The 12811-nt window shown below is 67.1% G+C and carries 16 protein-coding genes; 10 read left to right on the forward strand and 6 right to left on the reverse strand.

The features are described from left to right. Nucleotides 1–299 precede the first annotated feature (299 nt). The 3 genes from hda to KHN93_RS14725 are packed head-to-tail and all read right to left on the reverse strand — an operon-like array spanning nt 300 to nt 3273. Nucleotides 300–1001, reverse strand: a complete 702-nt coding sequence (gene hda, locus KHN93_RS14715; RefSeq protein WP_104559780.1) for a DnaA regulatory inactivator Hda — start codon at nt 999–1001, stop codon at nt 300–302. Beyond that, entirely contained in the window at nt 998–2164 is a 1167-nt protein-coding gene (locus KHN93_RS14720; protein WP_016904627.1) for an AI-2E family transporter, read from the reverse strand. Before KHN93_RS14720 ends, hda begins: the two co-directional genes overlap by 4 nt. Then, entirely contained in the window at nt 2161–3273 is a 1113-nt protein-coding gene (locus KHN93_RS14725) for a DUF2066 domain-containing protein (RefSeq protein ID WP_016904626.1), read from the reverse strand. Before KHN93_RS14725 ends, KHN93_RS14720 begins: the two co-directional genes overlap by 4 nt. Before the next feature lie 22 nt (nt 3274–3295). Here KHN93_RS14725 and purM point away from each other — a divergent pair, with 22 nt between their 5' ends. The 5 genes from purM (at nt 3296) to KHN93_RS14750 (ending at nt 7172) form a co-directional block, all read left to right on the forward strand. Continuing rightward, nucleotides 3296–4429, forward strand: coding sequence for a phosphoribosylformylglycinamidine cyclo-ligase (gene purM, locus KHN93_RS14730; protein WP_172454259.1), 1134 nt, complete (start codon nt 3296–3298; stop codon nt 4427–4429). A 14-nt stretch (nt 4430–4443) separates the two neighbouring features. Continuing rightward, nucleotides 4444–4902: a hypothetical protein gene (locus tag KHN93_RS14735; RefSeq protein ID WP_211920540.1), complete on the forward strand. Its 459-nt coding sequence runs from the start codon at nt 4444–4446 to the stop codon at nt 4900–4902. Between the two features lie 36 nt (nt 4903–4938). Continuing rightward, nucleotides 4939–5592: a phosphoribosylglycinamide formyltransferase gene (gene purN, locus KHN93_RS14740; RefSeq protein ID WP_211920542.1), complete on the forward strand. Its 654-nt coding sequence runs from the start codon at nt 4939–4941 to the stop codon at nt 5590–5592. A gap of 65 nt (nt 5593–5657) precedes the next feature. Next, nucleotides 5658–6485, forward strand: a complete 828-nt coding sequence (locus KHN93_RS14745) for a DUF3108 domain-containing protein (protein ID WP_166768846.1) — start codon at nt 5658–5660, stop codon at nt 6483–6485. A gap of 3 nt (nt 6486–6488) precedes the next feature. Beyond that, the gene (locus KHN93_RS14750) at nt 6489–7172 is read left to right on the forward strand and encodes a DUF3108 domain-containing protein (protein WP_016904621.1); all 684 of its coding nucleotides are present in this window, start codon (nt 6489–6491) and stop codon (nt 7170–7172) included. 212 nt (nt 7173–7384) lie between these two features. On the opposite strand, the gene KHN93_RS14755 is transcribed toward KHN93_RS14750, so the two are convergent. The 3 genes from KHN93_RS14755 to KHN93_RS14765 all read right to left on the reverse strand — a co-directional run bounded on the left by KHN93_RS14755 (nt 7385) and on the right by KHN93_RS14765 (nt 9326). Beyond that, complete coding sequence (locus KHN93_RS14755; protein ID WP_104559783.1) at nt 7385–7708, reverse strand: hypothetical protein; 324 nt, start codon at nt 7706–7708, stop codon at nt 7385–7387. Next, a complete protein-coding gene (gene murA / locus KHN93_RS14760; RefSeq protein WP_104559784.1) occupies nt 7705–8979 on the reverse strand; it encodes a UDP-N-acetylglucosamine 1-carboxyvinyltransferase in 1275 nt (424 codons plus the stop codon). The genes KHN93_RS14755 and murA overlap by 4 nt, the downstream gene beginning before the upstream one ends. Nucleotides 8980–9098: 119 nt before the next feature. Continuing rightward, complete coding sequence (locus tag KHN93_RS14765; RefSeq protein WP_016905061.1) at nt 9099–9326, reverse strand: BolA family protein; 228 nt, start codon at nt 9324–9326, stop codon at nt 9099–9101. Nucleotides 9327–9379: 53 nt separating this feature from the next. On the opposite strand from KHN93_RS14765, the gene KHN93_RS14770 reads away from it, so the two are divergent. From KHN93_RS14770 to lptB, 5 genes are read left to right on the forward strand one after another with little or no spacing between them, the layout of a single operon-like run. Then, the gene (locus tag KHN93_RS14770; RefSeq protein WP_104559785.1) at nt 9380–10381 is read left to right on the forward strand and encodes a KpsF/GutQ family sugar-phosphate isomerase; all 1002 of its coding nucleotides are present in this window, start codon (nt 9380–9382) and stop codon (nt 10379–10381) included. A 49-nt stretch (nt 10382–10430) separates the two neighbouring features. Continuing rightward, nucleotides 10431–10979: a KdsC family phosphatase gene (locus KHN93_RS14775; protein WP_024938741.1), complete on the forward strand. Its 549-nt coding sequence runs from the start codon at nt 10431–10433 to the stop codon at nt 10977–10979. After that, nucleotides 10976–11551 (forward strand): LPS export ABC transporter periplasmic protein LptC, encoded by a 576-nt coding sequence (gene lptC / locus KHN93_RS14780; protein ID WP_039526175.1) that lies wholly within the window; start codon nt 10976–10978, stop codon nt 11549–11551. Before KHN93_RS14775 ends, lptC begins: the two co-directional genes overlap by 4 nt. Continuing rightward, nucleotides 11529–12089, forward strand: a complete 561-nt coding sequence (lptA, locus tag KHN93_RS14785; RefSeq protein ID WP_104559786.1) for a lipopolysaccharide transport periplasmic protein LptA — start codon at nt 11529–11531, stop codon at nt 12087–12089. Before lptC ends, lptA begins: the two co-directional genes overlap by 23 nt. Continuing rightward, nucleotides 12089–12808, forward strand: coding sequence for an LPS export ABC transporter ATP-binding protein (gene lptB, locus KHN93_RS14790; RefSeq protein WP_104559787.1), 720 nt, complete (start codon nt 12089–12091; stop codon nt 12806–12808). Before lptA ends, lptB begins: the two co-directional genes overlap by 1 nt. Nucleotides 12809–12811 lie beyond the last annotated feature (3 nt).

Raw genomic sequence — 12811 nt, forward strand, 5'->3', positions numbered from 1 at the left:
CCGGCGCCGCTCCTGCTCTTGTCCATGCGCACCGACCATCCCGACAGGTCCTTGCCCGCCTACCGTCGCGGGACCTTACGCGGCATGGATGCCGCGTAAGAGCCTACAAGGACGTACTTGCGGCGTGTCCCGCGACGGTGGGCGGGCAAGGGCCATGCAGCCAACGCGCAGATCAGCTGCTCTACAAGCTTCAGTCGATGTGCCTCGAATGTCCGGACACTGCTTTAGATGTGCCTGAAGGGAAGCACGAAGCAACCTGCGCCTACCTGGCGCTGAGCGCAGTACTTCCGTCAGCCGCCCTAAGAGCCGCGATCCTCCAGCACCCGCCGCAGGAACGGCACGGTGATGCGGCGCTTGGCAGCCAGCGATTCGCGATCCAGCCGGTCCAGCAATGCCACCAGCCCTGCCAGTTCGCGTTCGCTATGGGTCAGCAGCCAGTCGATTGCCGCCTCGTCCAGTGCCAGTCCGCGCCGTTGCGCACGATCGCGCAACACCGCCGCGCGCCCTGCGTCATCGAGTACCGGCAGGCTGATGCGGACGCATTGCGACAGCCGCGAGCGCAGATCCGGCAACACCAAGGCCAGGCCGTCGGGCATGTGCCGCGCGGTGTACAGCAAGGTGGTGCCGGCAGCGCGCGCGCGGTTGTGGAAATCGAACAGCGCCACTTCGTCGTCGCGCTGTCCGGCAATGCTTTCCACGCCGTCCAGTGCGACCAGGCTGCGCCCTTCCAGCGCTTCCAGCGCATCGCGCAACCGGCCAGTGGCGGCGTGCAGAGGCAGGTACGCCGGGGCGCGCCCGGCCTGCTCGGCGGCCGCGCACAACGACAACGCCAGATGCGTCTTGCCGGTGCCGGCGGGGCCGGCCAGATACAGCCAGTCGCTCACCTGTCCGACCGCCAACGCCTGCAGTTGCGACAGCAGGCCGTCGGGCGCGGCGATGTAACTATCGAATCGCTGATCGGGCGGCGCGCGTAGCGCCAGTGGCAACTGCGGAACGCTCACAGCCGATCGGTGTCCTTGCCTGGGTCGATGATCACGCTGCGCTCGTTGGTGGACTGCAGCACGATGCCGGCACGTTCGCCCGCATACAGATCACTGCGCGTGTACTGCTCATGCGCATAGCGCAGCAGTACATTGGCCACCGCCGCCACCGGCAGCGCCAGCAGCATGCCGAGGAAGCCGAACAACTGGCCGCCCGCCATCACCGCGAAGATCACTGCTACCGGATGCAGGCCGATCTTGTCGCCGACGATGCGCGGCGTCAGCACATAGCTTTCCAGCAGCTGGCCGACGGTGAACACTACCCCGACGCCGATCAGCAGCTTCAGGTCGAAGCCCTGCGCCTGCACCACCGCCGCCAGCAGGGCGAGCACAATGCCGGTGGTGGCGCCCAGATACGGAATGAAGCTGATCAGGCCGGCGATGATGCCGATCAACAGGCCCAGATTGAGCCCGATGATGGACAGGCCGGCGGCGTAGATCGCCCCCAGCGCCAGCATCACCAGGAACTGGCCGCGGATGAAGCCACCCAGCACGTCGTTGGATTCCTGCGCCAGCCGGCTCACGGTGCCGATGTAGGCGCGCGGAATGACCGCGGCCACACGCTCGACCAGGCGGTCCCAGTCGCGCAGGAAATAGAACGCCAGGATCGGCAGCAATGCCAGGTTGATCACCCATGTCACCATCGCAAAGCCCGACCGCTGCACGTAGCCGAAGAAGGTCTTGGCGGCGCCACCGGCCTGCTCCCAGTGGCTGCGGATCCAGTCGATCAGGCGCTCCGGGTCCAGCCAGCCCATCAGCTCCACGCCGGTCTTGGCTTCCAGCCACGGGATCGCGGTACTGATGGCCCAGGCACGCATCTGCGGCAGCGCGTCGATCAGGGTCATGATCTGGCGCTCGATCATCGGCACCAGGATCATCAGCGCCAGCACGAATAACAGCAGCGCCAGCACGAATACCAGCACCACCGCGATGTTGCGCGAGCGGCCGGCGCGCTCGATGCGGTCCACCAGCGGGTCGCCCAACCAGGCCAGCAGCAGCGCCAGCACGAACGGCGTCAGGATCGGCGACAGCAGCGATACCACCCACAACACGCCGACGGTCACCGCCACCCATTTCAGGCGACGCAGAAACAGGGCGATCTCGGCTTCGGGAGTCAAAGTCATTTCAGGCGGTACTCGGCGTGCTCGTTTTCGAGAATGATCGGGCCCTCGGTCGGTACCGAAACGGGCACCAACGGGCTGTTGTCGCCGAGCATACGGTTGAGGCCGGAAATGCCCGTGAGCAATTCCAGATCCACTTCCATGCGGTCGCCATTGGCGCTGACCGGGCGGATGCTACGCACCACCGAGACGCCCTGCAGTGCGGCAGAGACACGCAGGTAATCGTCGGCGCTGCTGATGCCGGTGATCACCGCGCGGTAGACCCCGGGCACACCCGAATCCACGCGCTTGGCGTAGCGCTTGACCAGCGCATCGGCGGCGCCATCGGCACCGGCAGCCATCGCGCGACGCGCGTCGGCGTCGCTGCTGGTCCAGCTGGACAGCACGTTGCCGTTGTCGACGAAGACCCAATCGGCGGTCCAGCCGGCGTCATTGCGGTAGAGCTTGCCGATCAACTGCATCGGCGGGCTGTACTTGGCCGAGGCGCGTGCCACTGCGGCGGTGTCCTTGCGCCAGATCGCGCCGGCCAGCACCTGCTCGGCGGCGGCACCGCCAGGCAGGCCGAGCCGGTAGCCGCGCTCGATCGCCCGGTCCAGCACGCTGCGCGCGGCATTGGCCTGCGCCACGCCGACCAGGCGCGGGCCGCTTCCGTCGTCGATGGCCAGCCACAGCACCGGCTTGGGCCGCGGCAGCGGCCACACCGGCAGACCCAGCGCGGCGATCAGGCCATCCACGTCCGATTGCCGGAAGCGCGCCACCAGCACGGTGCGGAAAGTCGGCGCGCCGGTGCGCGAGGTGCCCTGGTCCTGACGGTAATCGTAGTTTTCGACATAGCCCGGCGCGCCGCGCAATGCCTGCGAGACGCCGGGGCGGCTCATCACGCCGCGGTCGCCGGAGACCTTGCCCAGCACCGCGCCCAGCGCGCGCGCCAGCGCACCGGGGCGATCGGACTCGCTCTGGCTGTTGACCGGCACTTCGGCCTCGTAGGCACTTTGCGCCTTGGCGACGTCGCCTTCGGTGCGTAGATCGGCCTGCGCAAAGGCTGGCGCGAGGGGCATGGCGACCACGAGGGCGAGAAAGAAAGCGAGACTGCGGCGCATCGACGGTTCCATGACGTAAGCGTATCCGGGTGAATTGTTGCCCGAATGGGACGCCAGCGCCAACGTGGCTGCTAAAATCGCCGCCTTTACAGCCGAGCCCTCCCCGCCCGTGACCAGCCCAACGCCTTCCAATCCCTCGCCCATGACCTACCGTGAGGCAGGTGTCGACATCGATGCCGGCAATGCATTGGTCGAACGTATCAAGCCGCTGGTCAAGCGCAGCTTCCGGCCGGAGGTGATGGGTGGCCTGGGCGGTTTTGGCGCCTTGTTCGACCTGTCCGGCAAGTACCGCGAGCCGGTGCTGGTGTCCGGCACCGACGGCGTCGGTACCAAGCTCAAGCTGGCGCAGCAGCTGGGCCGACACGACACCATCGGCATCGACCTGGTCGGCATGTGCGTCAACGACGTGCTGGTGCAGGGCGCCGAGCCGTTGTTCTTCCTGGATTATTTCGCCACCGGCAAGCTGGACGTGGACACCGCCGCGGCGGTGGTCGGCGGCATTGCGCGCGGCTGCGAGCTGTCCGGCTGCGCCCTGATCGGCGGCGAAACCGCCGAGATGCCCGACATGTATCCGCCGGGCGAGTACGACCTGGCCGGCTTCACCGTCGGCGCGGTGGAAAAATCGCAGCTGCTGGACGGTGCGCAGGTGCGCGCGGGCGACGTGCTGATCGGCATCGCCTCGTCCGGCCCGCATTCCAATGGCTACTCGCTGATCCGCAAGATCTACGAACGTGCCGGCTCACCCGCCGAGTTGGTGCTGGACGACGGCGTCAAGCTGATCGATGCGCTGATGGCGCCGACCGCGCTGTACGTCAAGCCGATCCTGGCGCTGCTCAAGTCGCACGGCGAGACGATCCACGCCATGGCGCACATCACCGGCGGCGGGCTGACCGAAAACATCATCCGGGTGATCCCCGACGGCCTGGGCCTGGACATCGACGCCAAGGCCTGGACGCTGCCGCCGGTATTCGCCTGGCTGCAGCGCGAAGGCGCGGTGGCCGATGCCGAAATGTGGCGCACCTTCAACTGCGGCATCGGCTTCGTGCTGATCGCCGCCCCCGAGCAGGCTGCCGCGCTGGAACAGGCGCTGGATGCGCAGTCGCTGGCGCATTGGCGCATCGGCCAGGTGGTCCCGGCGCAGGGCGACGAGCGCGTGCGGATCGGTTGATCGAGGAGAGCTGCATGGACGCTTCCCCACGCGCACTGCCGGCATCGGCCAGCGCTGACGATCTCCAGCACCTGAAACTGCTGTCGGTCTTTCACTATGTGCTGGCCGCGATCACTGCGCTGTTTTCGCTTTTCCCGTTGATCCATCTGTTCATGGGCATTGCAATCATCACCGGGCACCTGCCCATGACACATGCCAGTGCGGACGCACCATTGATGGATCCGCGATTGTTCGGCTGGTTCTTCGTGGTGTTCGCGGCTGTGTTCATTGGCTGCGGCCTGACGCTGGCGGCGTTCATGGCCTACGCGGGCCGCTGCATCGCCCAGCGCAGACGGCATCTGCTGTGCCTGATCGTGGCCGGCATTTCCTGCTCCTTCATGCCATTCGGTACCGTCGTCGGCGTGTTTACGCTGGTGGTGCTGCTGCGCCCACAGGTCAAGGCCTTGTTCGCTCCGACCGCCACCGCCGCGTGAAGCGCACTGCCCCATGACTTCAGCGAATCCAACCCCATGAGCCTGCGTCTGGCCGTCCTGGCCTCCGGCCGTGGTAGCAACCTGCAGGCCATTCTTGATGCCATCGCCAGCGGCCGGCTGCCGGCCGAGGTCGTCGGCGTGTTTTCCGACCGCCCACAGGCGCCGGCACTGCACAAGGTCGATGAGGCATTGCGCTGGAGCGCCAGTCCGCGCGACTTTGCCGACCGTGCGGCCTTCGACGCTGCGCTGGGCGATGCGATCGCCGCCGCGCAGCCGGACTGGGTGATCTGCGCCGGCTACATGCGCATCCTCGGCGAGCCGCTGGTGCGCCGCTTTGCCGGGCGCATGCTCAACATCCACCCCTCGCTGCTGCCCAAATACCGCGGCCTGCATACCCATGCCCGCGCACTGGAAGCCGGCGATACCGAACATGGCGCCAGCGTGCACCTGGTGGTGCCGGAACTGGACGCCGGCACGGTGATCGCGCAGGCGCGCGTGCCGGTGCTGCCCGACGACAGCCCCGAGCAGCTGGCCGCGCGTGTGCTGGCGCGCGAGCACCCGCTGCTGCTGGCCATGCTGGACCTGCTCGCCAGTGGGCGTGTGGAGGTGCGTGGCGATGGCGTCCATATCGACGGTCAGTGCCTGTTTACGCCACTGCGACTAGAGTCCGCTGACACCGCACTCGCCTGAATGCGGATACGCCCTCCTCATCCTGTCTCGGACATCCTGGCGGCCCCGTGCCTCCCTTCCAGCGCATGAAACTCCTCCCGATCGCGACCGCGCTGTTGACCACCGCCCTGCTCGCCCCGGCCGGTGCCGGCCGTGCGCAACAGGCGCCTGCCGTGCCCGCGCCAGCGGCCCCTGCTCCAGCTGCGGTGCCACCAGCGGCGCCGGCCTCTGCAGCGGCCCTGCCTGCCAGCACCTGGACGCCGCCGCCACTGCAACCCTTCGTGGCCACCTACCAGGCGTTCTACCGCGGCAAGGAAGCCGGCGATGCCACCATGCAGGTCAGCAACGGCGAAGGCAGCCAGTGGCGTATCGACATGTCGGTGCGCGGCCGCAAGGGCTTTGCCAGCATCCTGGGACTCAATCTGGAACAGAGCACGGTCTTCCGTGTCGATGGCGACACCTATGTACCGTTGAGCCAGAGCACGGTGCGCAAGGCGATGTTCTTCGGCAAGAAGGTCACTGGCGTCTACAACTGGCAAACCGCCAGCGCCCAGTGGGACGGCGATCTGAAGAAGGAGCGCCAGCAGGCGATTCCCCTGCAGCGCGGCGACCAGAGCGCGCTGTCGCTGAACCTGTCGCTGATGCGCGACGCGCAACCCGGACGCAGCCTGAGCTATCGCTACGTCGATGTCGGCCGGGTGCGCAAGTACGACTACAAGGTCGCCGATGCCACCGAGGTGGTGCAGGTCGGCGACCTGAGCTACGACGCGTTGCGCGTGTACCGCGTCAACAGCGGCGACAACGAAACCATCCTCTGGATCGCCAACGGCGTTCCCACGCCGGTGCGCATCCTGCAACGTGACAAAGGTGAGGATCAGGTCGATCTACGCCTGGTCGAATATCAAGGAGCCTGACCCATGCACACCGTTTCCCGCACCTGTTCGCTGATTGCCGCTGCCGCACTGGCCGTGGCCAGCCTGCCCGCGTTCGCCATGCAGCCGTTCCAGGCCGATTATTCGGCCAACTACATGGGCATGCAGGCCAACGGCACCATGACCCTGGCCGCCGCCGGCGCCAATCAGTGGCGCTATACGCTCACCATCCAGAACCAGCTGGCCAACCTGACCCAGAGCACGGTGTTCGAAGAGAGCAACGGACAACTGCGTCCGGTCAGCAGCAACGACACCTCGTCGATGATGGTCAAGCGCCGCAACGTCACCGCCAATTACGACTGGAAAACCAGCCAGGCCACCTGGGGCGGCGACATCAAGCCGGACCGCCGTGGCCCGGTGAAGTTGCAGCCCGGCGACATGGATGCGCTGCTGATCAACCTGGCGATTACCCGCGACCTGGCCGCCGGCAAGCCGCTGAACTACCGCATGGTCGACGAAGGCCGGATCAAGCCGATGAGCTACAAGGTGGTCGGCAAGGAAACCATCACCGTCAACGGCAAGCAGGAACAGGCGACCAAGGTGTCGCGCGTGGACGGCGACAAGGAATTGATCGCGTGGGTGGTCAAGGACCTGCCGGTGCCGGCGCGCCTGCTGCAGAAGGAAAAAGGCCAGGACGCGCTGGATCTGACCATCAAGGGCCTGCGCTAAGCGCCAGGCGCGCCTGGTAGGAGCGTGCCCGCGCGCGACGGGGCTTTATCGGTAACGCCCCGTCGCGCGCAGGCACGCTCCTACCAGAGCATGGGACCTGCTCGACAGGCAACCGGCCTCCGACAGCGATGAAAAGCCCGGCTGCGAGCCGGGTTTCTTCCTTCCGATCGGCGTGCGGCGGACGCTGCGCAGCACGCAGAAACGCTCGACTTTCAGGGCTTGCCCGCCGCCTTATCACCGCCGCTGGAGAACACCGTGCGGCAGTCCACGCGGATCTGCTCGCCGGTGCTGCGCCAATAGAACAGGTCGCAATGGCGCTTGCCTTCGACGGTCTTCTTGACCGCCACTGCATAGAACGACTGCGCGATCTCGTCGCGGCTGGCGGTGCCGTCGTTGTTCCAGTCCATGTCCTTGAACTCGACGCCCTGGGTGATCGCCATGCCCACTGACCAGGCATAGGCCAGCCACGCCAGGATCAGCACGATCACACCGAGCAGGATCTTGCGCCGGGTGGTGAAGCGCCCGCGCAGGATCATGCGATGCGCCGGATGGTCGCGCCCAGCGCCCCCAGCTTCTCCTCGATGTTTTCGTAGCCACGGTCCAGGTGGTAGATGCGATCGATGGTGGTGTCGCCGTCGGCCACCAGGCCGGCCAGGATCAACGATGCCGACGCGCGCAGGTCGGTCGCCATCACCGGCGCGCCGCTGAGGCGCTCGGTGCCGCGCACGATCGCGGTATGGCCTTCGACCTGGATGTCCGCACCCAGGCGCAGCAGTTCGTTGACGTGCATGAAGCGGTTTTCGAAGATGGTTTCGTTGATCACGCCCACCCCGTCGGCCACACAGTTGAGCGCCATGAATTGCGCCTGCATGTCGGTGGGGAACGCCGGGTACGGCGCGGTGGTCAGGTTGACCGCACGCGGGCGCTTGCCGTGCATGTCCAGCGTGATGCTGTCGGCAGTGGTGGTGATGCTGGCACCGGCTTCGGTGAGCTTGTCCAGCACCGCGTCCAGGGTGTCCGGACGGGCGCGGCGCACGCTGACGCTGCCGCCGGTCATCGCCGCGGCGACCAGGAAGGTGCCGGTCTCGATGCGATCCGGCAGCACCGCATGGTGCCCACCGCCCAGACGCTCCACGCCCTGCACCACGATGCGCGGCGTACCGGCACCTTCGATCTGCGCACCGAGTGCGATCAGGCAGTCGGCCAGGTCGGTGACTTCCGGCTCCATCGCCGCATTTTCCAGCACGGTGGTGCCTTCGGCCAGCACGGCGGCCATCAGCACGTTCTCGGTGCCGGTGACGCTGACCATGTCGAACACGTAGCGGCCGCCCTTCAGGCGCCCGTTGCTGCTGGCCTTGATGTAGCCGTTCTCCACGCTGATCTCCGCACCCAGCGCCTGCAGGCCTTTGATGTGCTGGTCGACCGGGCGTGAGCCGATCGCGCAGCCGCCGGGCAGCGACACTTCGGCGGTGCCGTAGCGCGCCAGCAGCGGGCCGAGCACCAGGATCGAGGCGCGCATGGTCTTGACCAGTTCATAGGGCGCGACTTGGTGGGTGACCGAGCGCGGGTCGACCAGGATCGAGCGGCCCTTGGCCAGCGTGCCTTCGTCGATGGTGACCTCGGCGCCCAGTTCGCTGAGCAGTTTCACCGTGGTGATCACATCGTGCAGATGCGGCACGTTGCTGATCTCCACCGGCGCATCGGCCAGCAGGGTCGCGCACAGGATCGGCAGCACCGCGTTCTTGGCGCCGGAAATATTGACCTCACCGTGCAGCGCTTGGCCGCCGGTCACTACGATTTTTGCCATGGGAGCTTGGGAAATCCGAAAAGGGATGTCGGGGGAATGGGAAGGGTGGCCAGAAGCCGGCCGGGCCGCTGGCAGTCGGGGCGCAGGCGCAGCCCGACCGGCCAGGACCCGACTGACGCTCAGCCTTCGTCGGGCGTCAGCGTCTTGAGCTGCAGCGCGTGGATCGCGCCGCCCATCAGTTCGCCCAGGGTCGCGTAGACCATGCGATGGCGCGCCAACGGGGCCTTGCCGGCGAATGCGGGGCTGATCACGGTCGCCTCGAAGTGCACGCCGTCGTCGCCGTGCACGTCGACGCGGGCTTCGGGCAAGCCGGATTCGATGAGTTTACGGATGGTTTCGGCGTCCAAAGGGCGTTTCCTCATAAAATGTGCGCACATTCTACTCTTCACCCGAGTCCCGCATGGCCGTCTCGCACCTGCCCTCCGCCACCGTCAGCGACGCCAGCCTGGTCGCCAGCGGCCAGCGCGTGCTGGAGATCGAGCGCGAGGCGCTGGCCAGCGTGGGCGCGCGGATCGGCAGCGACTTCGCCGCGGCCTGCCGGCTGGTGCTGGCCTCGCGCGGGCGCGTGGTGGCCACCGGCATGGGCAAGTCCGGGCATATCGCGCGCAAGATCGCCGCCACCCTGGCCTCCACCGGCACGCCGGCGTTCTTCGTGCATCCGGGCGAAGCCGGGCACGGCGACCTGGGCATGATCACCGAGGCCGACATCGTGCTGGCGCTGTCCTACTCCGGCGAATCGGACGAGGTGCGCATGCTGCTGCCGGTGCTCAAGCGCCAGGGCAACCCGATCATCGCCATGACCGGGCGCCCGAACTCCTCGCTGGCGCAGGCCGCCGACGTGCACCTGGACGTGAGCGTGTCGGCCGAAGCCTGCCCGCTGCATCTGGCGCCCACCTCCAGCACCACCGCCTCGCTGGCGATGGGCGACGCGCTGGCCGTGGCGCTGCTGGACGCGCGCGGCTTCACCGCCGACGATTTTGCGCGCTCGCACCCGGCCGGCAGCCTGGGCCGGCGCCTGCTGCTGCACATCACCGACGTGATGCACAGCGGCGATGACCTGCCGCGCGTGCGCGAGGACGCCAGCCTGACCGAGGCGCTGATGGAAATGAGCCGCAAGCGGCTGGGCATGACTGCCGTGGTGGACGCGGACGGGCGCCTGATCGGCCTATTCACCGACGGCGATCTGCGCCGCGCGCTGGACAGCGACATCGACGTGCGCAGCGCCGGCATTGCCCAGGTGATGACGCGCAACCCGCGCACCATCGGCGCCGACCAGCTGGCCGCCGAAGCCGCACGGCTGATGGAGGATTACAAGATCAATGGTTTGATCGTGGTCGACGCGCAGCAGCGGGCGGTGGGCGCATTGAACATTCACGACCTGTTGCGCGCCAAAGTGGTTTAACAGGTTCAGTTTTCTACCGTTGGAACCCCGTTCTCACCGATTCGTGCCGATGCCCTATTCCCCTCTGCAACACCTGCCCGCCGACATCACCGACCGCGCCGCGCGTATCCGCCTGGCCTGTTTCGACGTCGACGGCACCCTGACCGACGGCCGTCTTTATTACGACCATGCCGGCAACGAGAGCAAGTCGTTCAATGTGCTCGACGGCCAGGGGCTCAAGCAGCTCGACCATGCCGGCATCCATGTCGCGCTGATCACTGCGCGCGCCAGCCTGTCGGCGGAGAAACGCGGCCAGGATCTGGGCCTGCACGTGCAGATCGGGGTCAAGAACAAGCGCCTGGCAGTGCTGGCCCTGTGCCAGGAGCACGGCCTGTCGCTGGACCAGGTGTTGTTCATGGGCGACGACCTGCCGGACCTGCCGGCCCTGCTGGCGGTCGGCCTGCCGGTGGCACCGGCCAATGCGCACCCGTGGATCGCCGAGCGCGTGCAGTGGCATACCCGGGCACGTGGCGGCGAAGGCGCCGCGCGCGAGGTCTGCGATGTGGTGCTGGCCGCGCAGGGCCAGGTCGAGGGCATCATCGAAAGGTTCTCGGCATGAGCTGGAACTGGCGCACCACCCTGGGCGTGGCGCTGTTTGCCGCTGCGGTGATTTCCGGCTGGTCGGCGTGGCAGCAGCGCGCGCGGCCGGTCGCCGCGGCGACGGACGATGCGCGCGCCGACTACGTGCTTCGCGATTTCGAACTGATTGCGCTGGACAAGGAAACCGGCAAGGAATCGATGACGCTGCGCGCGCCGGAGATGCATCGCAACCGCGCCGATCGCACTTCCGAGGTCACCACCCCGGTGTTCCTGCTGCCCGACAACACCAATCAACCGTGGACGCTGCGCTCCAAGACCGGCTGGATCAGCCCCACGGGCGACGAGCTACGCCTGCGCGGCGATGTCGAGGGCGATAGCCCCACCGGCGGCGCGACCCCGCCGACCACATTCCGCACCCAGAGCCTGGACGTGTTCCCGAAGCAGAACCTCGCCAAGACCGCGGCCCCGGTGAGCATGAGCCGGCCGGGTATCATGCAGAGCGGGGTCGGCTTCGAGGCCGATCTCAAATCACGCCAGTACAAGCTCCTTTCCCAGGTCAAGACCCGCTATGAACCGAATGCTGCCCGCTAAACTGGCGTTTGCCGCGCTGCTGCTGCCCGCCCTTGCGATGGCCAAGACCAGCGACCGCAATCAGCCGATGGCGATCGACTCCAATGCCAACGATTGCAACATGCTCGACGACAGCGGCAAGTGCCGCTTCAGCGGCAATGTGGTGATTACCCAGGGCACGCTGGAAATCCACGCCGACACCGCCGACATCTTCCAGAAGAACGGCCAGACCGACCGCGTCGTGCTGACCGGCAAGCAGGCCACGCTGAAGCAGCAGATGGACGACGGCGCGATGATGAACGGCCAGGCCGACAACATCGAGTACCAGGTCGCCAACGAAGTCATCGTGCTGACCGGCAACTACAAGGTCGACTCGCCCAAGGGCACCAACGCCGGCCAGCGCATGGTCTACAACACCAAGACCGGCAACATGCAGAGCGGCGGCGACGGCAGCCGCGTGCGCACGATCATCCAGCCCAAGACCGCAGCGCCGGCAGCAACAGCGCCTGCAGCGACGCCGGCCGCCAAGCCCGCGGCCAAGCCGCAGGGGAAGAAGTAATGCTGGTCGCCACAGGTCTGCGCAAGAAGTACAAGCAACGCGAAGTGGTCAAGGAATTCGGCCTCACGCTCGAGGCCGGCGAAGTGGTCGGCCTGCTCGGCCCCAACGGTGCCGGCAAGACCACCTGCTTCTACATGATCGTCGGCCTGGTCGAGGCCGATGCCGGGCGTATCGAGCTGGACGGCCGCGACCTCACCGCCGAACCGATGTACGCCCGCGCCAAGCTCGGTGTCGGCTATCTGCCGCAGGAGCCATCGATCTTCCGCAAGCTCACCGTGGCCGACAACATCCGCCTGGTGCTGGAGCTGCGCGAAGAGCTGGATAGCGCCGGCCGCGAGAAGGAGCTGGTCTCGCTGCTGGAAGAGCTGCAGATCACCCATGTGGCCGACCAGCTCGGCGCCAGCCTGTCCGGCGGCGAGCGGCGGCGTTGCGAGATCGCGCGGGCGCTGGCGGCCAAGCCGCGCATGATGCTGCTCGACGAACCCTTTGCCGGCGTCGATCCGATTTCGGTCGGCGAGATCCAGCGCATCATCATCCACCTCAAGGAACGCGGCATTGGCGTGTTGATCACCGATCACAACGTGCGCGAAACCTTGGGAATCTGCGACCGCGCGTATATTCTCGCCGAGGGGGGCGTGCTGGCGCAGGGGGCACCAGATGCGCTGCTAGCCAATCCCGACGTCCGTCGCGTGTATCTGGGGGAAACTTTCCGCCTTTGAGCG

The organism is Xanthomonas arboricola pv. juglandis (assembly GCF_905367715.1).
GTDB classification, from domain to species: Bacteria; Pseudomonadota; Gammaproteobacteria; order Xanthomonadales; family Xanthomonadaceae; genus Xanthomonas; species Xanthomonas arboricola.

Excerpts from the sequence above, each read along its gene's own strand:
- KHN93_RS14775 (WP_024938741.1), top strand. The coding sequence starts at position 10,431 with ATGCCCTATTCCCCTCTGCAACACCTGCCCGCCGACATCACCGACCGC.
- lptA (WP_104559786.1), top strand. The coding sequence starts at position 11,529 with ATGAACCGAATGCTGCCCGCTAAACTGGCGTTTGCCGCGCTGCTGCTG.
- murA (WP_104559784.1), bottom strand. The coding sequence starts at position 8,979 with ATGGCAAAAATCGTAGTGACCGGCGGCCAAGCGCTGCACGGTGAGGTC.
- purN (WP_211920542.1), top strand. The coding sequence starts at position 4,939 with ATGAGCCTGCGTCTGGCCGTCCTGGCCTCCGGCCGTGGTAGCAACCTG.
- lptC (WP_039526175.1), top strand. The coding sequence starts at position 10,976 with ATGAGCTGGAACTGGCGCACCACCCTGGGCGTGGCGCTGTTTGCCGCT.
- KHN93_RS14750 (WP_016904621.1), top strand. The coding sequence starts at position 6,489 with ATGCACACCGTTTCCCGCACCTGTTCGCTGATTGCCGCTGCCGCACTG.
- KHN93_RS14755 (WP_104559783.1), bottom strand. The coding sequence starts at position 7,708 with ATGATCCTGCGCGGGCGCTTCACCACCCGGCGCAAGATCCTGCTCGGT.
- KHN93_RS14770 (WP_104559785.1), top strand. The coding sequence starts at position 9,380 with ATGGCCGTCTCGCACCTGCCCTCCGCCACCGTCAGCGACGCCAGCCTG.
- KHN93_RS14725 (WP_016904626.1), bottom strand. The coding sequence starts at position 3,273 with ATGGAACCGTCGATGCGCCGCAGTCTCGCTTTCTTTCTCGCCCTCGTG.
- KHN93_RS14735 (WP_211920540.1), top strand. The coding sequence starts at position 4,444 with ATGGACGCTTCCCCACGCGCACTGCCGGCATCGGCCAGCGCTGACGAT.
- KHN93_RS14720 (WP_016904627.1), bottom strand. The coding sequence starts at position 2,164 with ATGACTTTGACTCCCGAAGCCGAGATCGCCCTGTTTCTGCGTCGCCTG.
- KHN93_RS14745 (WP_166768846.1), top strand. The coding sequence starts at position 5,658 with ATGAAACTCCTCCCGATCGCGACCGCGCTGTTGACCACCGCCCTGCTC.
- lptB (WP_104559787.1), top strand. The coding sequence starts at position 12,089 with ATGCTGGTCGCCACAGGTCTGCGCAAGAAGTACAAGCAACGCGAAGTG.